Source organism: Streptomyces melanosporofaciens (assembly GCF_900105695.1).
Classification (GTDB): Bacteria; Actinomycetota; Actinomycetes; order Streptomycetales; family Streptomycetaceae; genus Streptomyces; species Streptomyces antimycoticus.
The window spans coordinates 1,541,545-1,567,630 of the sequence record NZ_FNST01000002.1; the positions used below are offsets into that span (position 1 = coordinate 1,541,545).

22 protein-coding genes and 2 pseudogenes are annotated in these 26,086 nt (G+C 72.0%); 16 read left to right on the forward strand and 8 right to left on the reverse strand.

Going from position 1 to position 26,086, the window contains the following annotated elements:
* Positions 1-2 precede the first annotated feature (2 nt).
* The 5 genes and pseudogenes from BLV72_RS09610 to BLV72_RS09630 form a co-directional block, all read right to left on the reverse strand.
* Positions 3-707 carry a TIGR04222 domain-containing membrane protein gene (locus tag BLV72_RS09610; RefSeq protein ID WP_093461581.1) on the reverse strand — a complete coding sequence of 235 codons (705 nt, stop codon included), beginning with the start codon at positions 705-707 and terminating at the stop codon, positions 3-5.
* A 160-nt stretch (positions 708-867) separates the two neighbouring features.
* Positions 868-987 (reverse strand): annotated as a pseudogene (locus BLV72_RS49725) (VOC family protein); the annotation flags it as partial.
* Positions 988-1,046: 59 nt separating this feature from the next.
* Complete coding sequence (locus tag BLV72_RS09620; RefSeq protein WP_093461582.1) at positions 1,047-3,722, reverse strand: fibronectin type III domain-containing protein; 2,676 nt, start codon at positions 3,720-3,722, stop codon at positions 1,047-1,049.
* A 238-nt stretch (positions 3,723-3,960) separates the two neighbouring features.
* A complete protein-coding gene (locus BLV72_RS09625; protein WP_093461584.1) occupies positions 3,961-4,623 on the reverse strand; it encodes a maltokinase N-terminal cap-like domain-containing protein in 663 nt (220 codons plus the stop codon).
* 108 nt (positions 4,624-4,731) lie between these two features.
* On the reverse strand, positions 4,732-5,376 hold the full coding sequence (locus BLV72_RS09630; RefSeq protein WP_093461585.1) for a hypothetical protein: 645 nt from the start codon (positions 5,374-5,376) through the stop codon (positions 4,732-4,734).
* 172 nt (positions 5,377-5,548) lie between these two features.
* Between BLV72_RS09630 and BLV72_RS09635 the strand changes: the two genes are divergently transcribed.
* The 12 genes from BLV72_RS09635 to nirD all read left to right on the forward strand — a co-directional run bounded on the left by BLV72_RS09635 (position 5,549) and on the right by nirD (position 17,801).
* Positions 5,549-6,226 carry a response regulator transcription factor gene (locus BLV72_RS09635; RefSeq protein ID WP_014060459.1) on the forward strand — a complete coding sequence of 226 codons (678 nt, stop codon included), beginning with the start codon at positions 5,549-5,551 and terminating at the stop codon, positions 6,224-6,226.
* A gap of 4 nt (positions 6,227-6,230) precedes the next feature.
* Positions 6,231-6,953, forward strand: a complete 723-nt coding sequence (locus tag BLV72_RS49730) for a hypothetical protein (protein WP_167746332.1) — start codon at positions 6,231-6,233, stop codon at positions 6,951-6,953.
* Positions 6,854-7,648, forward strand: coding sequence for a sensor histidine kinase (locus BLV72_RS49735; RefSeq protein WP_167746575.1), 795 nt, complete (start codon positions 6,854-6,856; stop codon positions 7,646-7,648). The genes BLV72_RS49730 and BLV72_RS49735 overlap by 100 nt, the downstream gene beginning before the upstream one ends.
* Positions 7,649-7,750: 102 nt before the next feature.
* Positions 7,751-9,172: an ATP-binding protein gene (locus tag BLV72_RS09645; protein WP_244320711.1), complete on the forward strand. Its 1,422-nt coding sequence runs from the start codon at positions 7,751-7,753 to the stop codon at positions 9,170-9,172.
* Entirely contained in the window at positions 9,172-9,621 is a 450-nt protein-coding gene (locus tag BLV72_RS09650) for a roadblock/LC7 domain-containing protein (protein WP_093461587.1), read from the forward strand. The genes BLV72_RS09645 and BLV72_RS09650 overlap by 1 nt, the downstream gene beginning before the upstream one ends.
* On the forward strand, positions 9,618-9,983 hold the full coding sequence (locus BLV72_RS09655) for a DUF742 domain-containing protein (protein ID WP_059148057.1): 366 nt from the start codon (positions 9,618-9,620) through the stop codon (positions 9,981-9,983). The genes BLV72_RS09650 and BLV72_RS09655 overlap by 4 nt, the downstream gene beginning before the upstream one ends.
* On the forward strand, positions 9,967-10,710 hold the full coding sequence (locus BLV72_RS09660) for a GTP-binding protein (RefSeq protein ID WP_342030658.1): 744 nt from the start codon (positions 9,967-9,969) through the stop codon (positions 10,708-10,710). The genes BLV72_RS09655 and BLV72_RS09660 overlap by 17 nt, the downstream gene beginning before the upstream one ends.
* On the forward strand, positions 10,707-12,008 hold the full coding sequence (locus BLV72_RS09665) for a cytochrome P450 (protein WP_244320712.1): 1,302 nt from the start codon (positions 10,707-10,709) through the stop codon (positions 12,006-12,008). The genes BLV72_RS09660 and BLV72_RS09665 overlap by 4 nt, the downstream gene beginning before the upstream one ends.
* Complete coding sequence (locus tag BLV72_RS09670) at positions 12,005-13,270, forward strand: cytochrome P450 family protein (protein WP_093461588.1); 1,266 nt, start codon at positions 12,005-12,007, stop codon at positions 13,268-13,270. The genes BLV72_RS09665 and BLV72_RS09670 overlap by 4 nt, the downstream gene beginning before the upstream one ends.
* 81 nt (positions 13,271-13,351) lie before the next feature.
* Entirely contained in the window at positions 13,352-14,746 is a 1,395-nt protein-coding gene (locus tag BLV72_RS09675; RefSeq protein ID WP_093461590.1) for an NAD(P)/FAD-dependent oxidoreductase, read from the forward strand.
* A gap of 32 nt (positions 14,747-14,778) precedes the next feature.
* Positions 14,779-17,433: a nitrite reductase large subunit NirB gene (gene nirB, locus BLV72_RS09680; protein ID WP_093470271.1), complete on the forward strand. Its 2,655-nt coding sequence runs from the start codon at positions 14,779-14,781 to the stop codon at positions 17,431-17,433.
* Positions 17,430-17,801: a nitrite reductase small subunit NirD gene (gene nirD, locus BLV72_RS09685; RefSeq protein ID WP_093461591.1), complete on the forward strand. Its 372-nt coding sequence runs from the start codon at positions 17,430-17,432 to the stop codon at positions 17,799-17,801. Before nirB ends, nirD begins: the two co-directional genes overlap by 4 nt.
* 26 nt (positions 17,802-17,827) lie before the next feature.
* Here the strand turns inward: nirD and BLV72_RS09690 are convergent, their stop codons facing one another.
* The 3 genes from BLV72_RS09690 to BLV72_RS09700 all read right to left on the reverse strand — a co-directional run bounded on the left by BLV72_RS09690 (position 17,828) and on the right by BLV72_RS09700 (position 20,993).
* Entirely contained in the window at positions 17,828-19,099 is a 1,272-nt protein-coding gene (locus tag BLV72_RS09690; RefSeq protein ID WP_093461592.1) for a hypothetical protein, read from the reverse strand.
* A 78-nt stretch (positions 19,100-19,177) separates the two neighbouring features.
* Complete coding sequence (locus BLV72_RS09695; RefSeq protein WP_093461594.1) at positions 19,178-20,386, reverse strand: CU044_5270 family protein; 1,209 nt, start codon at positions 20,384-20,386, stop codon at positions 19,178-19,180.
* Between the two features lies 1 nt (position 20,387).
* A complete protein-coding gene (locus tag BLV72_RS09700; RefSeq protein ID WP_093461595.1) occupies positions 20,388-20,993 on the reverse strand; it encodes an RNA polymerase sigma factor in 606 nt (201 codons plus the stop codon).
* A 406-nt stretch (positions 20,994-21,399) separates the two neighbouring features.
* On the opposite strand from BLV72_RS09700, the pseudogene BLV72_RS09705 reads away from it, so the two are divergent.
* From BLV72_RS09705 to BLV72_RS09720, 4 genes and pseudogenes are all read left to right on the forward strand, one after another.
* Positions 21,400-22,445: pseudogene (locus BLV72_RS09705) on the forward strand (LacI family DNA-binding transcriptional regulator).
* Between the two features lie 362 nt (positions 22,446-22,807).
* The gene (locus BLV72_RS09710; protein WP_208905599.1) at positions 22,808-24,136 is read left to right on the forward strand and encodes an extracellular solute-binding protein; all 1,329 of its coding nucleotides are present in this window, start codon (positions 22,808-22,810) and stop codon (positions 24,134-24,136) included.
* Complete coding sequence (locus BLV72_RS09715) at positions 24,136-25,059, forward strand: carbohydrate ABC transporter permease (RefSeq protein ID WP_093461597.1); 924 nt, start codon at positions 24,136-24,138, stop codon at positions 25,057-25,059. Before BLV72_RS09710 ends, BLV72_RS09715 begins: the two co-directional genes overlap by 1 nt.
* A 110-nt stretch (positions 25,060-25,169) precedes the next feature.
* A complete protein-coding gene (locus tag BLV72_RS09720; RefSeq protein ID WP_093470273.1) occupies positions 25,170-26,018 on the forward strand; it encodes a carbohydrate ABC transporter permease in 849 nt (282 codons plus the stop codon).
* The last annotated feature ends 68 nt before the right edge of the window (positions 26,019-26,086 follow it).

Consider the following 26,086-nt stretch of genomic DNA (forward strand, 5'->3'; position numbering starts at 1 on the left):
ACCTAGTCGCCGCCCCCGCCACCGCCGCCGCCGCCGCAGGAGTGGTGGCCTCCGCCGTGACCACCGCTGTGGTCGCCACCGTAGCCGCCGCCATGGCTTCCGCCGCGGTCGTCGCCCCACGAGTGTGTCTCGTAGAAGGACGCGTGGTCGGGGTAGCCGGGGTCGTAGGCGATGAGGGTGTGCCGCTCCCAGTAGGCCGGATCGCCGTTCGGGATGGGGATCGCCGCGCTGACGGCCTTGCGCCGCGCCGGCTCCGGGACGACGACGGGGCCGTGGAAGACGTACGAGGGGAGCGCCCCCTCCCGCACGGCCGCCTCCACCCGGCGCCGGCCCGTGCGGGTGGGGCGGCCCCGGAGACGGGTGAGCAGACCGCCGGAGGCGAGCCGATCCCGGATCGCCTCCAGCTCGGGTCCGCCGAGCAGCGTGGGGACCACATGGTCCACCGGCTTCGAGCGGGGGCACAGCGCGATGAGCGCGCGCTCGACCGGGTGCCCGGCCTCCCCCGCCGCCTTGGCGTGTATCCGGGAGCGCCGGAGGGTGATCACATCCCGCTCCTGAAGCGCTATCAGGAGGGTCTGGATCACCCACCGCCGCCCGCCCACCAGATAGGCGATGTCATAGAGGTCCAGCGCCTGGTCCGCCGGCTCCTGTGGCCCCGCCGAGGCGGGGCGTCTGGATATGGCCCACATCGGAATGCCCCCGTCCATCCACGTCCATCCGAGTCCATCCGTACTACTCACTTACCGTCAGTTTTGTCCCTCTGAACGGTGATGAACCCGGATCGACGCGGTTTCAGAGCATGATTTGAGCTTTCACGCTCTGCCCGGACGGGGTGGTTGTTCTCCATGAGGAGTGAGAGAGGGGGTGTCAATCGGCATGGAGACCGTGAAGCAGGCCGGTCGACTGACCCGCCTCGATGAGGTGGCCGTCCGGATCGCGCGGATAGCAGCGCAGTTCCGAACCGCGGTCGAGGGGCTCGGTGAGGAAAGAGACCGATCACCCCCGGCATGTGTGACACCTGCCGGACCGCCCCACCACGCAGTGCCCTACGAGGGGGACCGCGGCAGGGCCGTTGGCGTCGTGACGGACACCTCGGCAGACGCGCCGGTGCCGGTGGCCGTCAATGCCGCGATCGAGAAGGTGTACGCGGTGGCCGGACGCAGATTGCCGATCACCCGCAGCATCCCCTTGGCCCGGGGCTGGGCCACCAGGACATCGCGCCCCGTCACCGTGATGGCGCGGCCGTCGGAGACGGTGATGCGGTAGCCGATGACCGGAGTGTCGCCGGTGGTCTTGGGCGGGGTCCAGGAGAGCCTGGCGGCCGTAACCTCCGCGTTGGCCTTCACGCCGGTGGAGGCGGCGGGCAGGGCGCCGGGGCCGCCGGCGGTGGGCGTGACGGGGGCGGCGGCCGGCGACCTCTCGCTCTGCCCCACCCGGTTCCGGGCCGTGACGGTCACCGTGTACGGCGTGCCGTTGGTGAGCCCGTCGACCACCGCGTACGCGGTGCGCTTGAAGCGCGCCGCCGGGACGGTGGTGGAGACGGTGTGGGTGCCGTCGGTGGCGGTGACGGTGTACGAGGTGACCGGGGACCCGCCATCGACGTACGACGGGTTCCAGGTGACGTACGCCGAGCCGTCCGCCGCGAAGTCGCCCACGCGGGTGGGTGCTTCGGGCACCGAGCGGGCGGCGAACGTGCGGTCGAGCAGCCCTCGGTAGCGGGGTTCGAGACCGGCCGCGGCCACGATGTCGGCCGGGGCCTTCGAGGGGTCGGCCAGGATGTGGTTGCCGCTGGTCACCACGCCCTTGTCAGTGCCGTCGCGGTCGCCCTGCTCCCAGTAGTTGCCGACGATGCGGGTCGGGTCGTTGTTGCCGAGGTTGTCGCGGTAGTCGACGTGTGCGCTGAGGACGTTGGCCTGGGCGCCGTAGAGGACGTTGCCCTCGACCGTGACATAGGTGCAGCCGTTATCGGTGTAGACGGTCCGGCCCAGCCCCCACCCGTCGTGGATGACATTGCCGGTGATCTTCTCGCCGTTGTCGAGGGAACTGCCGGTGAGGCCCTGGGTGTAGACGCCCGCGCCGTCGTCGAGGGCCTGCATGTAGTCGTAGATGAGGTTGCTGGCGACCGAGTTGTCGTGCGACACATTGGCGGTGGCCGGTTTGCCGATCTTGTCGGGCCAGCCGCCCCAGCCCATGGAGATCCCCGAGTAGCCGACATGGTCGATCTGATTGTGGGCGATGGTGTTGTGCTGGGTGTAGCCGTTGAGGATGGCGACACCGCCGTGGTACTCGCGGGGCAGCGCGTAGAGGTGGTTGTTGGTCACCGACACCTTGCGGGTGAGGTCGGCGTCGCTGCCGGGCCGGGGGGCGTCGACCCCACCGATCTCCATGCCGTTGCCGGAGATGTCGGTGAAGACGTTGCCGCGCACGGCGGTGTTCTGCGTTCCGGTGCCGAGTTCGAGTCCGGCCGCGCCGAGGTGGACGAAGGCGTTGTCGGAGAACTCCAGGTCGCGGCCGTGGCTGATGGCCACGTTGCCGGGCATCCTGGTCCAGGACGCGTACGGGCAGCTGCCGCCCGGGGTGTACTCGCACAGCCCCTGGGTCTTCCAGCCCTCCGCCCCGGTCACCGTGTAGCCCGCCTGCACCTCGGAGAAGCCCTCGGGCGAGGAGGGGGTGAGCCAGGTGGCGTACGAGAACTGGATGCCTCGCAGGGCGATGTCGTGCAGCGGCGCGCTTCCGGTGCCCCGCCCGTCGACCAGCTTCTCCAGGACCGGCGCCTCCACCTCCGCGGTGCGCGGGTTCTCCCCGGCGCGCGGGCGGTAGTAGACGGTGCGGGTGTGCCGGTCGAGGTACCACTCTCCGGGCTGGTCGAGGACCTCGAAGGCGTTCTCGACATAGCCGGGCAGTGCGTCACTGGTGAGCTTGGCGGGGCCGACCATGTTGATGCTGCGGCCGGGGATGTCGGGGAACTCCACGCGCTTGGTGGAGTTGTCCCAGCACGGCTGGGCCATGGTGACGGTGGTGCCGCTCATCGAGCCGATCGGACAGCGCGGTTCGGTCCAGGGGCCGAGTCCATACTGCTGGATGTTCCACAGCGCCTCACCGCTGGGGTAGACGAACTCGATGTCCGACGGGTTGCGCCAGCGGGCGAGGGTGTCGGCGGACGCGGTGTAGCCGGTGGCGGTGGACTTGAGCGTCACCGGTATCGGCCCGCGCGCCCGCTGGGCGCGGACGCCGTTCACATACAGCTGCCGGGTGTTGTCCAGCCCGGCGGGCGCGGGCGCCGACCACAGCCCGGACCTGCCCTTGACCGGCTTCCAGCGCTGGACGGCCCGGCCACCGCTGAACACGGTGCCCTTGCTGCCCTGCCAGATGACGCGGTGCCCCTTGCCCCCGGAGTCACGGGAGTCGAGGACGAGCGGGCGGGCGAGGCGGTACGTACCCGGCGCGAGGTGCACCGTGAGGTCGGCGGTGAGGCGGTCGGTGCGCTGCCGTACGAGGTCGCGGGCGCGCTCGGGGGTGCGGACGGGGGCGGTGCGGGTGCCGGGCGCGCGGTCGTCGCCGTTCGGCGCGACATACACATCGGGGGCGGGGCGCGGCGCCCGCGCGACGGCGTCGGCGGTGCCGCCGAAGGCGGCGCCGAGGGTGGCGAGGACGGCCGCGACGGCGGCGAATCCGGGGGCCTTGCGGGCGGTCCGGGTGCGTGAGCGTACGTACTCCGACATGTCCCTCCCTGCGGAACCTTGCTGGAACCTGTTGGAACCCTGCTGGAACTCGTGGAGTGGCCCCGGGAAAGGTAGGATCTATAAGAGGAAGACGTCAATATAGACGGCAGAATCCGCCTGACTTCGCCTCTGTGGCATCAATTCATTGGATCTATCGACTCGGTGTCTGCCTTATGAGCGCGGCGGGAGCACCGGCCACCGCCGACGCTCCCGCCACGCTCATGAGCCCAACGGCGCGTCAGGACACCGTGTCGTACAGGACGGCGAACCGGCCGCGGGCCTCGCCGTCCTCCGACAGCCGCCAGCCCGCGCTGACATGGCCCCGGACCCCGGCCGTCTCCGCACCGGACTCCGGACGCAGAACGCGCGTCACCTGGAGGGCGACCCCGTCGCCCAGCAGCAGCCGGGTGCCGTCCGGCCCGTTGGCGACGGCCGACGCCTCGGCGGCCCCGGCCGGGACCTCGTACCCGGCCACGGTCACCTCGGCGGTGACGGAGGGGTCGGGGGTGTCGGACACGCTCTGCGCCTGTGGTTCGGCGCGGCCCTGGAGGAGCGCGAGCAACTGGCCCACGAGCACCGGGTCGTGGGACCCGTCGTAGATCCACCGCTGCCCCAGCACCCCGTGCTCGGTCGTGCCGATGAGGGCCTGCTCGGCTCCGTCGAGCGGCGCCGCGCGGTAGGTCATCGGTACGTGGTACCAGGCGGGCCGATCACCGGCGTCGTCCCGCACCACCATGAACTCGATGCCCACCTCGCCCTCCGGGTCGTCGAGCCGGAAGCCACCGACCCGCGACAGCTCGGGCGCCCGCTGCGCGGCGGCGTACCACGGCTGCCCCGGCAGCCAGGCCGTGAGCAGTTCCACCTTGGTCGGACTCATCGTGGTCTTGTGAATGATCGACATGACGGGAGAACGCCTCGCCCCGGCGTGTGCTTCCCACAGAACGCGCGAGGACCCGGCGCGCCGTGCGCGCCGGGCCGCCGGCCGATCCCCCACGGGCCGGCCGGTGGTTCAGGAGCGGGTCGCCCCGACCGCCGCGCTCGTCGCGTCCGCGGACCGGTCGTCGGCGCGGTGCCCCTTCTTGATCACCACGATCTCGCAGGTCTTGGACGGCTTACCGGGCTTGCTCGGCTTGCTCGGCTCACTGGGCAGGGTCGGCTTGCCCGGCTTGGTCGGCGTCGTGGGGCGGGCGGGGACGGCGGAGTCGTCGTCCTCGGTCCCGGCCTTGCCCTTGATGATGACGACCGTGCACACCTTGCCGGGCTTGCCCGGGAAGGCGGGGATGGTGGGGATGGCGCAGACGTCGCCGTGCCCGCGGGCACCGTCCTTCGGCGCCACGGTGACCTTCTTGCCGTCGGCCTTGACCCCCGCGGTGGCCTTGCCCACCTCGGTCAGCTCGACCGACGTGGCGGGCTTCGCGGGCTTGGCGGGCTTGGTGGGCTTGGCGGGCTTCGCGCCGTGCACCACCCGGCAGGTGACCGGGTTGCTGAGCTTCGACTTCGCCTTGGCGGCGGAGGCCGACGCCGAGGAGGAGGACGAGGCCGAGGACGAAGCCGAGGCGGGGACCGCGGCACCCAGCGCCAGGGCACCGGCCGCCATGGCGAGCACGACACCGCGCCGCTTCGCGGACGTGGCACGAGGCAGGAAGTGGGACATGGGCACAGCTCTCCTTCGTTCGGGGAGTGGAACTGGCTGCCGAAGGACCCTTGATCCGTCGGCGCACCCACCGTGGCGCACCGATGCTGAGTCCTCGCTGAACCTCCTGAGGCCCCGCTGAAACCGGTGCCGGTTCAGCGGGGCCTCAGCTTGCCCATGCCATCCTGACCGCGTGCGCATACTGGTGGTGGAAGACGACGCCCGGCTCCGCGAACTGCTCACCGAGGGCCTGGAGCAGGAGGGTTTCACCATCGAGACGGCGGCGGACGGGCTCAGCGGCCTGGCACTCGCCCGCTCCGGCGGATACGCGGCGATCGTGCTGGATGTGATGCTCCCCGGATGCTCCGGCTATCAGCTCTGCTCGCGGCTGCGCGAGAAGGGCGACTGGACGCCGATCCTGATGCTCACCGCCAAGGACGGCGAGTACGACGAGGCCGATGGGCTCGACGTGGGCGCGGACGACTATCTGACCAAGCCGTTCTCCTTCGTCGTCCTGATCGCACGGGTGCGGGCCCTGGTACGGCGCGGCGGGCTGGACCGGCCCGATGTGCTGGAGCTGGGCGATCTGCGGCTGGAGCCCGCCGCGTTGGCCTGTGCCCGGGGGAAGGAAGAGGTCACGCTCACGGCCAAGGAGTTCGCCGTGCTGGAGTACCTCGCCCGGCGCGCGGGCCAGGTGGTCTCCAAGTCCGAGATCGTGCAGAGCGTGTGGGACACCGCGTACGACGGCGGGGCCAATCTCGTCGAGGTCTATATCCGGAGCCTGCGCCGGAAGATCGATGTGCCGTACGGACGGCAGTCGATCCGCACGATACGGGGCGCGGGCTATCTGCTGGCCCGCGACGGAGGGTGAGACGGTGGGGCACATCAGCGCGGACGCCGGAAAGGACGTCCGGCAGGACGTCGGGCACACGGCTGACAGTGACGACCCTGGGCACACGGGCCGCCGCCCGCACCTGACGTCCGGGTTGAGCGTGCGCGCCAAGGCCGTGCTGGCGGCCGCCGGGACCGTGGCCTTCGCGATCGGGCTGTGCATGCTGGCACTGGTGCTGGCCCTGCAGCACAACCTCCGCGCCAGCGCCGACCTGGACGCCAGGAACGCCGCGGCGGCGATCAAGGGCCAACTGGCGCTGACCCACCCCGCGCCGCAGCGGGCGCTCATCGTCGCCCCCGGCGCGGTGACGATCAAGGACGTCTCCGGCCGGACGGTCACCCCCACCATGCCGACCGAGGCCGGCTCGCAGCAGACGGAGGCCACCCCGCAGGACTCGGCCGGTTCCACGATGCTTCCGGCCGAGCCCGGCAAGCCCATCCAGGCCGGGCAGCCGTACAGCGTGAAGGTGAGCCCCTCGACCACCGCCGTCGACAACGCCACCGGTCTGCTGCTGCGCCAGGCCGCCCCGCGGCCGCCGGGCTGGTGCTGTTCGTGGCGGGGCTCACCTGGCTGCTCGTGGGGCGTGCGCTGCGCCCGGTCGCCGCGATGCGGCAGGAGTTCACCGAGATCACCGAGCGCGATCTGCATCGCCGGGTGCCGGTGCCCCGGGCGCGGGACGAGATCCACCGGCTGGCCCGGACCATGAACGCCACGCTGGACCGGCTGCACCGGGCCATGACCCGGCAGCGGCAGTTCGTGGCCGACGCCTCGCATGAGCTGCGCAGCCCCATCGCGGCCGTACGCGCCCAGCTCGAACTGGTCCTGACCCGCCCGTCGCGCACCGACTGGCCGGCCGCCGTGCACAAGGCGCTGCGGGACACCGACCGGCTGCAGGCCGTCGCCTCCGATCTGCTGCTGCTCGCCCGGCTCGACGCGCAGGAGGCGCCGCGCACCGCGGCGGTGGATCTCGGCGCGCTGGCGGCCGAGGAGGTGCGGCGCCACCCGGGCGCGCTCACGTTGGCCGGGGAGCAGGAGCGGGCGGCCGTGGTGACCGGCAGCCAGGTGCAGCTCTCCCGGCTGCTCACCAACCTCGCCGACAACGCCCGCCGGCACACCCGCACCACCGTCTCGATCACCGTGGCGGTCCGCGGCGGCCTGGTCGAACTGGCCGTGGACGACGACGGTCCGGGCATCCCCGAAGCCGACCGCGAGCGCGTTTTCGAGCGGTTCACCCGGCTGGATGACGCCCGGGCCCGCCAGGACGGCGGCACCGGTCTCGGGCTCGCCATCGCCAATGACATCGCTCACGCCCACGGTGGCACCCTTACGGTGCTCACCAGCCCGCGGGGCGGGGCTCGCCTGCTGTTGTGTCTGCCGCGGACGGGCGTCGCGCAACCCTGACCCCGGTGCGGACGCGGCGTCTCCCTCGTGAGAGTTTGGCAACTACCGGACCAGACTGATCAGTTGGTCAGTAGTATCTGCCCTTTCCTGGCCGTGTCCCAGATGGAGGTGTCAAAGGTGCTGTCGGGGACGGAGGCCGTCGTCGTGGCCGCGTCCGCGGTGCTGGTACTGGTGCTGTCGCTGTGCCTCACCTGGGTGGTCAGACTCCGTCGCGCGCTGGCTGACGCGCGTGGCGCGACCGAGCGAGAACGAGCCGTTTCCGAACGGGAACGAGCCAATACCGCGCGCGAGCGTGCGCTGGCGGCCGAGCGCGGCGAAGAGGTCGCGCGGCTGGCCGCCGTACAGAGCGACCTGGACGAGGCGGCGCGCCGGGAGCGGAGGCTGCGCGACTCCGTGCAGGCGTCGTTCGAGTCCGTGGCCCGCAATATGCACGCCATGTCGATGGTGCAGCAGCAGGTCCTCGACGGTCTCGAGCAGCATGTCGAGGACGCGCGGCTGATGGGCGAGGTGATGAAGGCGGACCACGCGGCCGCCCAGATGACCCGTAAGGCCCAGACGCTGCTGGTGATGTGCGGCATCTGGCCCGCGCGGCGGGAGACCCGGCCGGTGTCGCTCTTCGACTGTGTGCGGGGCGCGCAGTCGCGCATCGTGGAGTTCGGCCGGGTGGACGTCCACGGCGGGCAGACCCTCTACGCGGTGGCACCCGCCGTGGAGGGCCTGATGCACGCGGTGGCCGAACTCCTGGAGAACGCCACGGTCTTCTCCCCCTCCCGCACCCAGGTCGCGGTCGCCGTCCGGGAGGTCGCGGCGGGCGCGGTCATCGAGATCGACGACGCCGGGCTCGGCATGCCGCCGGACGTCCTGGAAAAGGCCGTGGGACAGCTGCGGGACGGTCTGGACCTGGCTCAGCTGGGCGCCGTGCCGCGGCTGGGGCTCGCCTGTGTCGGGCGCTGGTCGCGGGAGCTGGGCTTCGGGGTGGAGCTGTCGACGGCGTCGGCGTACGGCGGGACGCGGGTGGTGGTCTTCGTACCGCACCGGCTGCTGACCGAGCCGACGAGCGCGGTCCGGGCCGCGGACCAAAGGCCGGTGGTCGTGGAGCCCGTGACCGTCGGCACGGTGAGCCACGACGCGGGCGGCACCGGCCTCGGCCCGGCCGCCGCCGACCCGGCCGGGGGCGGCTCGCTCAACGGCCTGTCCGCGGACGACGCCCCCGACTCCCCCGAGGCCCCCGCGCCGCTCGGCACCGGGCTGCCCCGGCGCCGCAACCGCCGCCGCCCGGCCTCCGGGACCGCCCCGGCCGACACGGCCGATATGGCCACCGCATCCGGCGCCCCCGCCCGCGCCGCGCCCACCCCGCACACCAGCGCCTCCTGGACGCCGGAGGCCGCCCGCGCCTCCATCACCAGCGTCGTCTCCGGCACCCGCCGCGGGCGGGTGGAGGCGGAGGCGGAGGACGCGGCCGTACCGCTGACGGAGGAAAAGAGTCCGGACCGAGAAGACCGAGACCGAGAAGGAGGCCGGTAGTGGCCGGAACCATATCCAAGTTGCCCGATGTGGGATGGATGCTGCGTCCGCTGACGGGGATCCCCGGGGTGCGGCATGCCGTCGTCGTCTCGGAGGACGGTCTGCGCATGGGCCACGACTCCGCCGAGGGGCTGTCCGGCGAGGTGTCCCGGCTCGGTGTGGACGAGGCCGAGTCGCTGGCCGCCGCCTGTGCCGCGCTGACGGTGACCAGCCAGTCCACCGTCTCGCTGCTGTTCGGCGACGAGGCGGGGGTGCGGCAGCTCATGATCGAATCCGACAGCGGGTTCGTGCTGTTCACCTCGGCAGGTCAGGGCGCCTCGCTGGGGGTGGCCACCGACACCGAGACGGATGTCGGCCTGGTGGCCCAGCAGATGCAATTACTGGTCGCGAAGATCGGTGCCCATCTGAGCAGTCAGCCGCGGGACCCGATGGGCCGCCCGGCGTCATGAGCTCGCCCGGCGAGGAACGCACGACGGCCGCGGTGCGCCCCTATGTGATCACACGGGGGCGCGCCGGTTCCTCACGGGATGCTCTGCCGCTGGAAACGCTCGTCATGGCGTCCGGGAGCGCGCTGCCGCCGCATCTGCAGCCCGAGTACCGGCGGATCGCCGACCACTGCCAGGGGCTGCTGTCGGTGGCGGAGGTCGCCGCTCATCTCGGTCAGCCGCCGGCCGTGGTGCAGGTGCTGCTCGCGGACCTCATCGACTGGGGGCACATCGTGGCGCGTCCGCCGATCCGGGTGGTCAAGCGAAAACGTGCCGATTTGGACTTGCTGAGGAAGGTGCTCGATGGGCTTGAGAGCAAGCTCTGAGATCTCGATGGCCGGTACGGACGGCACAACGCAGACGGACCCCACGGCCCGCCAGGGCGACGCGGACCGCACGACCCGCACAGACCACACCAACGAGACAGGCGATACGGACGAGACGGGCGATACGGACGACATGGACGACATGGACGACACCCCCGTCATGTACGTGCAGTCCAGCGTGGCCGGGGCCGCCAAGATCCTGGTGGTCGGCCCGATGGGCGTCGGCAAGACCACGCTGATCGGCACGGTGTCGGAGATCAAGCCGCTCTCCACCGAGGCGACGATGAGCCAGGCCGGGGCTCGGCTCGACACCAAGGTGCGGCCGTCGAAGACCACGACCACCGTCGCGCTGGACTTCGGGCGGATCACCCTCGGCGGCGAGCTGGTGCTGTATCTCTTCGGCACCCCCGGCCAGCAGCGGTTCCTCCCCGCCTGGAAGGACCTGGCGCGCGGCGCGCTGGGCGCGCTCGCGCTGGTCGACACCCGCGATCTGGAGGCGTCCTTCGACGCCATCGGGCATCTGGAGGACCTGGATGTGCCGTTCTCCGTCGCGGTCAACGCCTTTCCGGACAGCAAGCCGCACAGCGAGGACGATCTGCGCTCCGCGCTCGATCTGCTCCCGCACACCCCGCTGGTGATCTGTGACGCCCGGGAGCACCAGTCCTCGGTCAAGGCGCTGATCTCGCTCGTCTCGCATCTGATCGAGACACTCACGGAGGCGTCATGACCGCCCCGGCCCCCGCCCGGGTGCCGCTGTACGGAGCCGCGCTCGACGGTCCGCTGACCGACCTGTACGAGCGGATGCGGCGCGACCACGGTCCGGTGGTCCCGGTGGAGATCGCGCCCCGGGTCGAGGCATGGCTGGTCATCGGCCACCGCGAGCTGCTCCATCTCACCCGCGACGAGCAGTACTTCTCCCATGACCCGCGCCGCTGGAGCCCGCTGCGCGAGGGCCGGGTGGCCGCCGACTCCCCGCTGATGCCGCTGGTGGGCTGGCGCCCGGCGCTGCTGTTCGCCGACGGCGCGGCGCACCGCCGGATGCGCTCGGCGGTGGCCGACGCGCTGGGGCGGGTCAACGGCCATGAGCTGATCCGTACGGTGCGGGCCACCGCGGAGCGGCTGGTCGCCGGGTTCGCCGACCGGCACGCGGCGGATCTGGTGGAGAGCTACGCGCGTCTCCTGCCGCTGCAGGTCGTCACCGAACTGCTGGGGCTCGACGAGGAGAACGGGGCGCGGCTGGTCGAGACGCTCACCACGATCGTCGCCCCGACCGTGGCCGCCACCGGCGCCAACAAGCGGATGGGCCAGATCCTGCTGGAGCTGATCGCCGGGAAGAAGCGGCGGCCGGGCGCGGATCTGACGTCCTGGCTGCTGGAGCACCCCGTCGGGCTCAGCGACGAGGAGGTGCTGCACAACCTCGTGGTGATCATCGTCGCGGGGAACAACACCACGGTGAACTGGATCGCCTCCACGATCCAGATCCTGCTCACCGACCCCGCGTTCCGCTCCTCGCTGACCCACGGCCATCTCACCGTGGACGACGCCCTGGACCTGGTGCTGTGGCGCCAGCCGCCCACCCAGAACTTCCCCGGCCGCTACGCCACCCGCGATCTGCGCTTCGGCGGCCAGGACATCCGCGCCGGGGACATGCTCATCCTGGGCCTCGCAGGCGCCAACGCCGATCCGGAGGTGCTGCCCGAGGACGGGCGGCCGGTGGTCGGCAACCGCTCCTACCTCGCCTTCGGCGCGGGCCCGCACACCTGCCCGGCCCGGGACCCGGCCCGGCTGATCACCCGTACCGCCGTGGACACCCTGCGCCACCGGCTGCCCGATATGGAGATCGCGGTGCCGGAGGAGCAGCTTCCGTGGATCACCTCGCCGTGGTCCAAGGGGCTGGCCAAGCTGCCGGTGCGGTTCTCGGCGCCGCAACTCGCCGCCGACGCCACGACTCCTTCGACCTCGCACTCCCCGGCTCCGACCCCCGCCTCCCCGGCCCCCGACTCCCCCGCAGGAGACCGCAGATGACCGATGGCCGATGCCCCGTGTCGCACGCCGACCTCGCACCGCACCGTCTGGACCCCACCGGGGCACGCCAGCACGCGGTCAACGACGAGCTGCGCGCCCGCGGGGCCGCGGTCCCGGTCCTGCTGCCCGGTGACGTACCGGGGTACGCCATCACCCGGCACGAGGAGCTGAAGGACTTCGTCACCCATCCCGACGTGGCCAAGAACGCCTGCCACTTCGCCGCCCTGCAGCGGGACGAGCTCCCGCCCGGCTGGCCGATGCGGACCTTCGCCACCGTCCGGGGCATGATCACCGCGGACGGCGAGGACCACAAGCGGCTGCGGTCCCTGGTGACCCGGGCGTTCACCCCGCGCCGGGTGGAGGCGCTGCACCCGGTGGTCCATGAGCTGACCGGCACGCTGCTGGACCGGCTGGCCGGGGCCGCCGCCGCGGATCCGGACGGGGTGGCCGACCTGCGCCGCCACTTCGCGCTGCCGCTGCCGATGAGCGTGATCTGCCGGCTCCTGGGCGTCGACGACCAGTACCAGGACCGGCTGCACGAGCTGTCCAACGAGATCGTCTCCACCCACACCGCCCCGGAGCGGGTCCCGGACGCCAACCGCGAGATGGTCGCGATCCTCGGCCAGGTGGCGGCGGCCCGGGCGAAGGACCCCGGCGACGATCTGACCAGCGCGCTGATCGCGGCCCGGGAGGAGGACGGGGACCGGCTCGCCGAGGAGGAGCTGATCGGCACGCTGATGCTGACGATCATCGCCGGCCACGAGACCACGCTCAACCTGATCACCAACGCGGTACGGGCGCTGTGCAACCACCGCGACCAGTTGGATCTTGTTCGCAACGGTGCCGCGACCTGGGGCGATGTGGTCGAGGAGACGCTGCGGTACGACGGCCCGGTGAGCTACTTCCCGTTCCGCTACCCCACCAGGGACCTCCCGGTCGGGGACGCGGTCATCCCCAAGGGCGCGCCCGTGCTCGTCTCGTACACCGCCGCCGGGCGCGACGAGCGGGCGTACGGCCCGGACGCGGGCCGCTTCGACGTCACCCGGGGCGCCCGCCATCTGTCCTTCGGCCACGGCGCCCACTTCTGCCTGGGCGCCCCGCTGGCCCGGATGGAGGCCGTGATCGCCCTCGAGGCGCTCTTCACCCGCTTCCCCGACCTCGATCTGGCCGTCCCGGACGAGGAGCTGGTCCCGCACCCCAGCTTCGTCGGCAACAGCCCACAGCGGCTCCCCATCCGGCTCGGGGCGGCTCACAGCGCCTGAGCCGGTGCGCTGAGGGCAGCGTTGCCTCCGGGAAACGGCGGGGATGCGGCCGGGTAACAGGCAGCCCGCACGCTTCCTGGCATGGAGTCGAACAGGGAGCGGAGCCCGCAGCGGCGGCGGGTGGTGATCGTCGGCGGCGGGATGGCGGGCACGAGGCTGGCGCAGCAGCTCGTCGCGGCTGGGGGCGAGGGCTCCCTCAACGTCACGGTCATCGGCGAGGAGCCGCACCCCGCGTACAACCGGGTGCTGCTCGCCGAGGTCCTCGCCGGGCGGTACGCCCCGGAGGTCATCGCCCTCCCCGTCCCCGCCGCCGGGGCCGGGGTGCGGCGGCTCAGCGGGGTGCGGGTGGTCCGCGTCGACCGCCCCACGGCGGAGGTGCTGTGCGACGACGGCCGCCGCGTGCCGTACGACGCGCTGGTGCTGGCCACCGGCTCCAACCCGGTGCTGCCGCCGCTGCGCGGCCTGTTCGGGCCGGACGGCCGCGACGACCTCCACGCCCTCCCGGACGGCGTCCACGCCTTCCGCACCATGGACGACTGCCTGGCCCTCGGCGCGGCCGTACGGCCCGGGACGCGGGCCGTCGTCATCGGCGGCGGACTCCTCGGCGTCTCCGCCGCCCGCGCGCTGGCCCAGCGCGGTGCCCAGGTGGTCCTGGCCCACCAGGGCGAACACCTGATGGAACGCCAGCTGGACCCGGGCGCGTCACGGCTGCTGCGACGGCATATGACGGCGCTGGGCGTGGAGGTCCACACCGAGTGCCGGGCCCGGGGCCTGCGCACCGACGGGCGGGCAGCGCGGGCAGTCCGCGCCGTCGAACTGGCCGACGGATACGCCCTGGCGGCCGATCTGGTCGTGCTCGCGTGCGGAGTCCGGCCACGGGTCGGGCTGGCGCGGGCGGCGGGGCTGGAGGTGGCACGCGGCATCGTCGTCGACGACGAGCTGCGGACGAGCGACCCGCGAGTCTTCGCGATCGGCGACTGCGCGGAGCACGACGGCGTCGTGTACGGCTTGGCGGGCGCGGCGCAGGAACAGGCGGACGTCCTGGCGCGCCTACTCTCCCCCAGGACAGGCCGGGTTGTGGGCAGTCGTCCCGCGGAGGGGGCACCTCCCAGCGGTAGCTGGGGGAGGGACGGGTGGGCACAACCCGGCCACCGGGCCGCACCCGGCAGCGAAACCTCGGCCCGCTACAGGGGCACCCGTGCCCTCACCCGCCTGACGCTCACCTCAACGTCCGGCCCCCTCGACCTCGCTGCCTTCGGCAACCCCACCCCCGCCCCCGGCGACGACGTCATCCACCTCACCGACGCCACCCGCGACACGTACCGCAAAGTCGTGGTCCGCGGCGACCGTCTCCTCGGCGGCATCCTTCTCGGCGATCTCGGCACCGTCGGCGCGCTCGCCCGTGCCTGGGAGGGCGACGAGCCGCTCCCGGCCACCCCCCTGCTCCACCTGCTGACCAACGATGGAGGCTCCTGACGATGAGCGCACCGATCACCACGAGCGCACCGATGACGACGACGATGGCGAGCGCGCCGAAGACCGAGCCCGCCGCCGCCCCCACCATCGTGCTGGTCGGCCACGGCATGGTCGGCCAGCGGTTCCTCGAAGCGCTCGTCGAACGGAACGTCACCGAGACGCCCGCCCGCATCGTCGTGTTCTGCGAGGAGCCCCGGCCCGCCTACGACCGCGTCCAGTTGACCTCGTACTTCTCCGGCCGCACCCCCGACGAACTCTCCCTCGTCGAGGACGGTTTCATGGCCCGGCACGGCATCGAGCTGCATCTCGGCGATCCGGCTGAGTCCATCGACCGCGCCGCCCGCACCGTGACCGCCCGCTCCGGGCTGACCGTGGCGTACGACACGCTCGTGCTGGCCACCGGCTCGTATCCGTTCGTCCCGCCCGTGCCCGGCAAGGACAGCGACGGCTGCTTCGTCTACCGCACCGTCGAGGATCTGCTCGCGATCGAGGAGTACGCCGAGCACCGCACCACCGGCGTCGTCGTGGGCGGGGGGCTGCTGGGCCTGGAGGCGGCGGGGGCGCTGAAGGGGCTCGGGCTGGCCACGCACATCGTGGAGTTCAACCCGCGGCTGATGGCCATCCAGGTGGACGAGGGCGGTGGCGCGGCGCTGCGCCGCACCGTCGAGGACATGGGCCTGATCGTGCACACCGGCGTCGGCGGCAAGGAGATCGCGGCGGACGACAACGGCGCGGTCACCTCCATGGCGCTGTCCGACGGTTCGTCCATCGACACCGACCTCGTCATCTTCTCGGCGGGCGTACGTCCCCGCGATCAGCTGGCCCGCGACTGCGGTCTGGAGGTCGGCGAGCGCGGCGGGATCGTGGTGGACGAGCGGTGCCGCACCAGCGATCCGGCGGTGTACGCGATCGGCGAATGTGCGCTGGCCGCCGACGGCCGGGTGTACGGGCTGGTCGCGCCCGGCTATGAGATGGCCGAGGTCGCGGCCGGCACCATCGCCGCGCAAGCCACCACCCAAGCCACCGCCCAAGCCACCAAGCGCTTCAGCGGTGCCGACACCTCCACCAAGCTCAAGCTCCTCGGCGTCGACGTCGCCAGCTTCGGCGATGCCCACGGCACCGCCGACGGCTGCCTTGACGTCGTCTACTCCGACTCCCGCACGGGCGTCTACAAGAAGCTCGTGGTCGGCGCCGACGGCGCCCTCCTCGGTGGGGTGCTGGTCGGCGACGCCGACGCGTACGGCATGCTGCGCCCGCTCACCGGCTCGGTGCCGCCCGTCGCCCCCGAACAGCTCGTGCTCCCGGCGGGGCTTGGCGCGCCCGCCGCCCTCGGGCCGTCGGCGTTGCCGGACGAGGCGGTCGTCTGCAACTGCCACAACGTCACCAAGGGCGCGATCCGCTCGGCCGTCACCGACCACCACTGCACCACCGTCCCGGAGGTGAAGAAGTGCACCAAGGCGGGTACCGGCTGCGGAAGTTGCGTCAAGGCGCTCACCTCGCTCGTCAACGACGAGCTGGAGGCGAGCGGTGTCAGCGTCGACAAGGGGCTGTGCGGCTGCTTCGCGTACACCCGCGCCGAGCTGTACGAGATCGTCCGCACCCTGCGCATCACCACCTACGCCCAGCTCCTGGACAGCCACGGCCGGGCCGAGGCCCGGCAGGGCGACGGCTGTGAGGTGTGCAAGCCCGCCGTCGGCTCGATCATCGCCTCACTGGCTCCGACCCTGGGCGCGAGCGGCTACGTCCTGGACGGCGAGCAGGCCGCGCTGCAGGACACCAACGACCACTTCCTGGCCAATCTGCAGCGCAACGGGTCGTATTCGATCGTGCCCCGGATCCCCGGCGGGGAGATCACCCCGGAGAAGCTGATCGTGATCGGCGAGGTGGCCCGGGACTTCGGGCTCTATACGAAGATCACCGGCGGTCAGCGGATCGACCTCTTCGGCGCCCGGGTGGACCAGCTCCCGCTGATCTGGGCGCGGCTGGTGGACGCCGGATTCGAGTCGGGCCACGCGTACGGCAAGGCGCTGCGCACCGTGAAGTCGTGTGTGGGACAGACCTGGTGCCGCTACGGCGTGCAGGACTCGGTCCGGATGGCCATCGACCTGGAGCTGCGCTACCGGGGGCTGCGCTCACCGCACAAGCTGAAGTCGGCCGTCTCGGGGTGTGCCCGCGAATGCGCCGAGGCGCGCGGCAAGGACTTCGGCGTGATCGCCACCTCCACCGGCTGGAACCTCTACGTGGGCGGCAACGGCGGAGCCGATCCGCGCCACGCCGATCTGCTCGCCCAGGACCTGGACGACGAGGAGCTGATCCGGCTCATCGACCGCTTCCTGATGTTCTACATCCGCACCGCGGACCGCCTGGAGCGCACCTCGGCCTGGCTGGAGCGGATCGAGGGCGGCCTGGACCATGTGCGCGATGTGGTGGTCGAGGACTCGCTGGGGCTCTGCGCCGAGCTGGAGGCGATGATGGCCGACCACGTCACCGGCTACCGCGACGAATGGGCCGAGACCCTGGGCGATCCGGAACGGCTGCGGCGCTTCGTCTCCTTCGTCAACGCGCCCGACGCGCCGGACCCGACGGTGAAGTTCGTGCCCGAACGCGACCAGGTCAAGCCGGACCTGACCATCCTGTCCGGCCCCACCCTCCCCGTCCGTACTCTCGAAGGGACTGCCAGCCGATGACCATGGCACCCGAGCGGACCGCCGTCCGCGTGGAACTCCTCGTCGACCAGCGGTGGTTCGCCGTCTGCGAGCTGACCGACCTCACCCCCGGGCGCGGCGTGGCCGCCCTACTGCCGGACGGCACCCAGGTGGCGATCTTTCTGGACCGATCGGGACGCACGTACGCGATCGCCAACCGCGACCCGTTCACCGGGGCGTACGTCCTCTCCCGGGGCTTGCTGGGCTCGGCGGGCGGCCGGCCGTTCGTCGCCTCCCCGCTGCTGAAGCAGCGCTTCGACCTGGAGACGGGACGATGCCTGGACGACGAGACGGTCGCCGTCCAGGCGTATGTCACGCGCACGGGGGACGCGGCGGCGCGCGTCGCGTGAGGCGGCGGCGCACGCCCCGCGAAGGGTCAGCCCACGTCGCGGGAGACCACCACCCCGCACATCACCGGGTCGCTCTGGCAGCCCGCCGTCCCCGCGGCGAACACTCCGTTCGTCCCGGGGACCGCGGCGATGCCGGACACCGTGGACATCTCGCTGTGCTCGGTGACGTCGGCGGGCAGCTCCTCGGTCGCCCATTTTGTGCCGGTCCAGCGGGACAGCACGGAGTGGCGGCCGCCGGCGGACCAGCCGGCGATCCACAGCTTCCCGGCGCCGTCCGCGCCGGCGGCGTTGGCCTCGTCGACGGGCAGCGCGGGCAGCGACTGCCAGCGGCTCCCGGTCCACTGGGTGGCCATGGTGGCCTCGGGCACCTCCGCGTCGTTGGTCTTGCCGACCACGTAGACCGAACCGCGGCCGGTGGCCACGGCGTGGTTGGCGACCCAGCCGGTCGGGTGCTCGGCCGGGGTCGGCACCTCGCGGACCGTCCAGCCGCGGCCGTTCCAGTGGTAGAGCAGCGGGTCGGACACATCGCCGGTCACGGCCTCGGCGGTGACCCACACATCGTCAGGACGGGTGCCGGTGATGTCCCACGGCCGCACCTCACCGCCGCCGGGGGCGGCGGGAAGTGACACCTCCTGCCACCCGGAGCCGGTCCAGCGCTCCAGGCGGGACGTGGAAGCGCCGCTGTCCCGGTCCCAGTCGAAGCTCGTCAGCCAGGCCGACTTCTCGCCGAACGCGGCGATGTCGCCGACGAAGCTCATCCACCCCTCCTGGGGCGTGGCGTGGGCGGTGTCGGCCCACTTCGCGCCGTCCCAGTGCCGCACCACGACCGATGAGGTGGTCTCGCCGGACTGGACGCCGGCCGCCCAGACGTCGTCGGGTGCGGCGGCGCTGACCTTCTCGAGCTGCCCGGGCTTGTCTCCGGTCCCGGCGTCGGGCACGTCCGTCCAGGTGGTGCCGTTCCAGTGCTTGATCGCGGGGGTGGGCCCGTCGGCGCCGTCGGTCTTGCGGCCCACCGCCCAGGCGTCCTTGGCGCCGGTCGCGGCGACGTCCCAGAACTCCGTGGAGACGGTCTCGCTCAGCGGCGTCCGCAGCGTCCACGGGGTGGCGGCGCGGGCCGCCGGGCCGGACGTGCCGCCGGTCGCGGCGTTCGCGGCGTTCTCGGTGTTCGCAGGGGCGGCGTTCGCCGGGGCGGCGAGGGCGCCGAAGGTACCGAGGGTGCCGAGTGCGACCGCGCACACCGTGACGGCGTTGCGCAGCCAGATCCCGCGGGTTCCGGGCCGTCCTGTGGTTCTGTCCATGACCTTCCTTCTGCTCGGGTGGGGCTCTCAGAAGGAAATGGCCGCCGCCCGGCCGTTCTTACAGCCCGCCCCGGCCGGTCATTCCGAAGTTTCCGGGGCTTCCGGGGCCTTCAGCTGCCGGTCGGTCCACTCCGACCTGACGGTGGCGGAGTAGTTGACCACCGTGCCCGAGGTGAGTCCCGCCTCGGCGGCCTTCGCGTCCGGCTCGGTCAGCACCTCCTGCTCGGACAGCAGGGCTCCGGTCGACGGGTCCACGATCAGCTCGGACCGTCCGGTCCCGTAGCCGGGCCGGTCGGACGCGGGCAGGGCGAAGCCGACCCCTTCGCGGCCCAGCGGATCGGTCACCTCGCCGAGCGCGCGGATGCCCGGCAGCCCCGCGATGACGCGGTACGCGGCGGCCCGTACCTCGGCCTTCACCGGCAGGCCGATCAGCCCGGCCGCCTGCCGCCACATCCACTCGGTGCGGCCGCGGACCTCCCTCCCGCCGTCCTCCCGGTACAGGTCCGCCAGCACCTCCTTCAGCTTCGCGCTGTCGCCCGGGAGTTTCCGTAGGTCCTCGTACGTCACATTGCGCGCGCCGAGGGCGGCGATCCGATCGCCCGAGTTGATGCGGTCCACCATCGGCCGCTTCCCGGCCCCGGTCTCGATCCGCAGACCGAGCCTGCCGCCGCCCCGTCCGGTGTCGGCCAGCGTCAGGTCCTTCGGCGAGCCGGCGGCCCGCCAGCGCGCCGCATCGCGCTCGCCGCGGGGCTTGGTGGTGGCGTCGAGCCCCATGACGTTGAGGCTTTCCGTGCCGGGCCGTACCCCGAAGGACCGCTGCTGCTTCTCGGAGGAGGACACCGCGAAGGTCTCCCCGGACGCGTCGACGACGCCGATCCAGCCCGACCGCGTGGTCACCTGCCAGTAGGTGCCCTCGTCCGCCGCCGTCCCGTCCAGCCGGTCGGCGACATGTTGCAGCGCCAGACGGCCGTCGGCGGGGATGTGCCGGGCGCCGTCCGCCGTGGGGCCGGGGCCGGCGGACGTCCGGGAGCCCTCGGCGTCCGAGCCGCCCCGGGGCAGGGTGGCGACGAGCACCCCGGCGGCGGCCGCCGTCGCCGCGACGGGCAGCGCCCAGCGCCAGGTGAACATCCGCGGGGACCGGCGGAGTTCCGGCGCCTCGGCCCGGCCGGCCAGGATGGTCTCCAGGTCACGGCGGGAGCGGGCGGAACCGGCCAGGTGGCTCGGATCGAGCTCCGGGGGCCGCGCGTCCGCCAGGGTCTTCATCACATCGTGCCGCTTGCGTGCCATCTCAGGTCTCCTTCACTGTCACGTTCGCGCGCGGGGCGCGAGGGCGAGGGTCAAGGTCGGGGACGGGGACCGGGTCGGGGCCGGGGCCGGGGCCGGGATCGGGTTCAGGGGAGGGTCCGAGCGCGTCCACGGCCCGCTCCAGCCGCCGTCTGGCCCGGTGCAGCCGCACCGCGAACGTGGCGCTGGAACAGCCGAGGACGCGCGCGGCCTGTCTCGGGCCGAGCCCGTGCCAGGCGACCAGCGTCAACAGCTCGCGGTCGGCTGCGGACAGCCCCGCCAGCGCCTGCAGCGCCACCGCGCGCTCGGTCACCCCCGCGGCCACGTCCTCGACCTGGGCGCCGGAGGTGATGATGCGCTGGGCCTCCTGGGCGGCCAGGTCGTACTGCCTGCCGTCGCGGCGCCGCAGCTCGCGGGTCAGATTGCGGGCCACGCCGAGCAGCCACGGCAACGGCGGCGTGGGGATGTCCCGCATCCGCCGCCAGGCGACCGTGAAGGTCTCGCTGGTGATGTCCTCACCGACCTGCCGACCCACCAGGCTGGCCGCGTAGGCCAGCACACGGGGGTGGCACTCCTCGTAAAGGTCCCGAAAGCGTTGGGCGTCGGTCACGCCGTCTCCTCATCTCGGCTCTCTCACCATGCAGTGGTCGAGGGCCGCGCTTTCTTACACCCGGGGAGAGGAAAGTTTGGGCGGCGAGGTGGCTACACGCTGGAGCGGGGTCTCCGGCCACGTGTGCGGGGGGCTCAGCCGGTCGTACGGGGCCACCGGCCGAGCAGACGACGGCGCCCAGCCAGCCGAGCGGCGCCAACGGCCAAGCGTGAAGCCGTCCGGCGCGGTGGCGTGACGGCGGCGGAGGCCGGCCCCACGGCGCTGCGTAAGCTCAGGAGCTTATGGGGACGTCCCTCTCTCGTCTCTTCACGTCCGATCCGGTTTTCCGGAAGACTTCTGCAAGGTTCCGAGGGTGCGCCCCGGAAAGTGAGAGGCGGGGGTGGCTCCCGTCAAGCGAGGAGGCGGAATGGCTACGGAGAGCAGGGGCACCGAGGGCGGCGCCCGGCCCAAGGTGACGATCACGGCCATCGCGCAGGAGGCCGGGGTGTCGGTGCCCACGGTCTCCCGGGTGGTCAACGGCCGTTCGGATGTCTCGCCCGAGACCCGGGCCCGGGTCGAGGACCTGTTGCGGGTCCACGGCTACCGCCGCCGCCAGCGCGTGCCCGGCGACCGCGCCGCCCTGATGGACCTGGTCTTCAACGACCTGGACAGCCCCTGGGCGGTGGAGATCATCCGCGGCGTGGAGGAGGTCGCCCACCAGGACGGCGTGGGCACGGTGGTCTCGGCGATCCACGGTCGCGCGGGCTCGGCCCGGCAGTGGCTGAAGAACCTGCGGGCCCGCGCATCGGACGGGGTGATCCTGGTGACGTCCGTGCTGGAGCCGGTGGTCCACGAGGAGCTGCGGCGGCTGAACGTGCCGATCGTGGTCGTCGACCCGGCCGGCTCCCCGGCGCTGGACGCGCCCACCGTGGGGGCGACCAACTGGGCGGGCGGCATGGCCGCCACCGAACATCTGCTGAGCCTCGGCCACCGCCGGATCGGCCTGATCGCCGGTCCGCCGCGGCTGCTGTGCAGCCGTGCCCGGCTGGACGGCCACCGCGCGGCGCTGGAGGCGGCGGGCGTGCCGTTCGATCCGGCGCTGGTGGTGCAGGGCGACTTCTACCACGAGTCCGGTTTCCACGGTTGCGATCAGCTCATGGACGCCGGCGCCCCGCCGACCGCCGTGTTCGCCTCCAGCGACCAGATGGCTCTGGGCGCGATCGAGGCTCTGCGGCGCCGGGGGCTGCGGGTTCCGGAGGATGTGAGCATTGTCGGCTTCGACGACTTGCCCGAGGTGCGGTGGTCGGCGCCGCCGTTGACGACGGTACGTCAACCACTGGCGGATATGGGGAAGTTGGCTGCGCGCACGGTGTTGCGGCAGGCGCGGGGGAGGAGATCGAGTCGCCGAGGGTGGAGTTGGCTACGCAGTTGGTTGTCCGCTCCAGCACGGCCCCGCCCGCCGCCGCGGGCTGATTCCCCACCCCGCCCCTTCCCGAACCGGGGACTGCGCCCCCGGACCCCGCCGGGGCTCCGCCCCGGACCCCGGTCCTCAAGCTCCCCCAGCTACCGCTGGGAGGTGCCCCCTGACGGGCTGGAAAATCCAGCCCGTCCGGCGATTCACGACACGCCCGAAGGGCGTTCGGGAGTTCAGCCACCGGCCGGGCGGGCGTGGCCGTGCTGCTGGCCGGGACGAGGGGGCTTGCCCCCTCTTCGAGGAGGGGCGGGGCGGGGAACAAACCCGCCCGCGGCCAGAACCCTTGACACCGCATCAGCACCCCCATACCTTCCACGCAACCGCTTCCGAGAATTATCGGGCTACTTCCGGAAGGCACACGATGCGCATACCTCGGTCAAGGTCAAGGTCCACCCTTCGTGCGTCCACCCTCCGCGCGTCCACCCTCGCCGCAGCCCTGCTGCTGGCCGGGACGGCGCTCGCCGGCTGCGGGAGCGGCGGGCCCGGGGGTTCGGATGACGGCTCCTTCGACGTCTGGGTCTACCAGGACGCCTCGACCAAGGTGCAGCGCGAGGTCATCAAGCGGTTCAACAAGACCTCCGACATCAAGGCGAAGCTCACCCAGGTGCCCGGCGAGGGCTACTCGGACAAGATGCGCACCTCCATGGGCACGCCCAACGCACCGGATGTCTTCTTCAACTGGGGCGGCGGCAGCATCAGCGACTTCGTCAAGAAGGACATGCTGCTCGACCTCGACCCGGCCATGGCCAAGGACCCGGAGCTGAAGAAGGCGTTCATCCCCACGATCCTCGACGCGGGCGCGGTCGACGGGAAGCACTACGGCATCCCCATGCGCGGGATGCAGCCGGTGATCCTCTTCTACAACAAGGACGTCTTCGAGGACGCCGGGGCGAAGCCCCCGAAGTCCTGGGGCGATCTGCTGAAGCTCATCGACACCTTCAAGGGCAAGGGCGTCACCCCGTTCGCACTGGCCGGCACCGATCCCTGGACCGAGCTGATGTGGGTGGAGTACCTGGTGGACCGCTACGGCGGGGCCGGGGTCTTCCAGAAGATCCAGAGCCAGTCCATGGCGGCGTGGGACGACCCGGCGGTGCTCAAGGCCGCGCAGACGATCAAGGACCTGGTGGACCGGGGCGCGTTCGGCAAGAACTACAAGTCGGTCAACTACACCGCCGACGGGGCCTCCACGCTCTTCGCCAAGGGCAAGGCGGCCATGCATCTGATGGGCAGTTGGGAGTACGCCAACCAGAAGGCCAACCAGCCGGCGTTCGCCAAGTCGGGGCTGGGCTGGACCACCTTCCCGGCGGTCCCCGGCGGCAGCGGTGACCCCAAGAGCGTCGTCGGCAATCCGACCAACTACTGGTCGATCAACGCCAAGGTCAAGGGCGACAAGCAGAAGGCCGCGCTCGCATTCGTGAAGTTCGCGGCCCAGCAGGAGTACTCCGGCGACCTCATCGCCAACGGGGACGTGCCCGCCACGTCCGACGCCACCTCCCTGCTCGGGAAGCACGAGAACCCCGACTACGCGCGGTTCCAGTACGACATGGTCAAGCAGGCCCCCGACTTCACGCTCTCCTGGGACCAGGCGCTCCCCGCCAAGTACACCCCGCCGCTGCACACCGCCGTGCAGAAGCTGTTCAACGGGCAGCTCAGCCCGGCCGGGTTCGTCGACGCCCTGAAGGGCATGTGATGGCGGACGCCGCGACGCGCGAGCGGCGCCGGAGCGTCGGCCGGCCGGGGGTCGGCCGGCCCGGCGTCGTCTGGGCGCTGCCCGGGGCGCTGTTCTTCGTCTTCTTCGCGGTGGCGCCGATGATCCTGGTCGGCGCCCTCGCCTTCACCGACTGGGACGGCATCGGCACCCCGAGCTGGACCGGGATGAGCAATTGGTCCCGGCTGCGGGACGACCCGGAAACCCATCAGGCCATCTGGCTCAGCCTGGTGCTGACCGTGTTGACCTGGTTCTTCCAGACCCCGCTCGCCCTGCTGCTGGGCGTATGGGCGGCCGGGCGGCAGCGCAACCGGGCCGTGCTGTCGGCGATCTTCTTCCTGCCGCTGCTGGGCTCCTCCGTCGCGCTCGCGCTGGTCTGGAAGTCGCTGCTGGACCCCAACTTCGGCCTGATCGCCGACATCGGGCCCGCCCTGGGCTTCGCGGACGGCGATCTGCTCGGCAGCTCCAAGGGCGCCTTCGGGGCGATCCTCTTCGTCACCGCCTGGCAGTTCATCCCGCTGCACACACTGATCTACCAGGGCGGCGCCCGGGCCATCCCACGCTCGCTCTACGACGCGGCGGCGATCGACGGCGCCGGCACCGTACGGCAGTTCTTCTCGATCACCCTGCCCCAACTGCGCAACACCATCGTCACCTCCTCGGTGATCATGGTGGTGGGCGCGCTGACCTTCTTCGACACCGTCCTGATCCTCACCAAGGGCGGGCCGGGCACGGACACCACGATCGTGCCGTATCTGATGTACAAGAACGGCTTCCAGGCGTTCGACCTCGGCTACGCCAGCGCGGTCGCCACCATCCTCGTCGTCGTCGCCACTACCGTCTCGCTGCTGCTGGTGCGGCTCACCGGCTTCGCCGCGATGCGCAGCACCCGGGAGGGGATGTGACCGACGTCCTGCCCGGCCCCCCGAACCGCTCGCCGAACCACCCCCCGGACGGCGTCCGTACGCCGAACAAGACCCCGGCGGCCCCTGGCCCCCGCTTCCGCCGCCGGGGTCTGCCCCGCCGCCCGCGCCTTCTCGGGCGCGGCTCCCGGACCCCCAACTACCCCGCCGGGCTCGGCTCCCTGATCTGGCTCGGCATCGTCGGACTGCCGCTGTACGTCCTGGTGGCCGCCACCTTCCAGACCCGCGACGGCTATATCGACGACGGTCCGCTGGCCCTCCCCGACCATCCCACGCTCGCCAACTACCGGCGGGTGCTGCGCTCCGACTTCCTCACCTACCTCCTCAACACCGCCCTGGTCACGGCCGTATGCGCGGCGATCGTGATCACGCTGTCGGTGACCGTCGGCTACACCATCGTGCGCGCCCGGAGCCGCGCCTCCCGCCGGATCTTCCAGATCTTCCTGCTGGGGCTGGCGATCCCCTCCCAGGCGGTGGTGATCCCGGTCTATCTGGTCATCACCAAGCTCCATCTGTACGACACCCTGCTCGCGGTGATCCTGCCGACGGCCGCCTTCTCCCTCCCGGTCAGCGTGCTGATCCTGGTCGGCACGATGCGCGACATCGACGAGGAGCTGTACGAGTCGATGGCGCTGGACGGGGCGAGCCCGACCCGGGTGCTGCTCCAGCTCGTGGTGCCGCTGTCGCGGTCCGGGATCTCCACGGTCGGGGTGATGTCGGCCCTGCACGCCTGGAACGGCTTCCTCTTCCCGCTGCTGCTCACCCAGTCCAAGAGCAACCGGCTGCTGACCCTGGGGCTGTACGACTACGTGGGCGAGTTCCGGGTGGACACCCCGGCGCTGCTCACCGCCGTGGTGCTCTCCATCCTCCCGATCTTCCTCGTCTATCTCTTCGCCCGCCGCCAGCTCATCAACGGACTGATGGGCATGGGCGGCAAATAGGCCGACCCCGGCGCGCGCACAAGCCGCCTCCGGCGGCAGGCAAGCCGTTCCCCCACCTCGACAAGGAG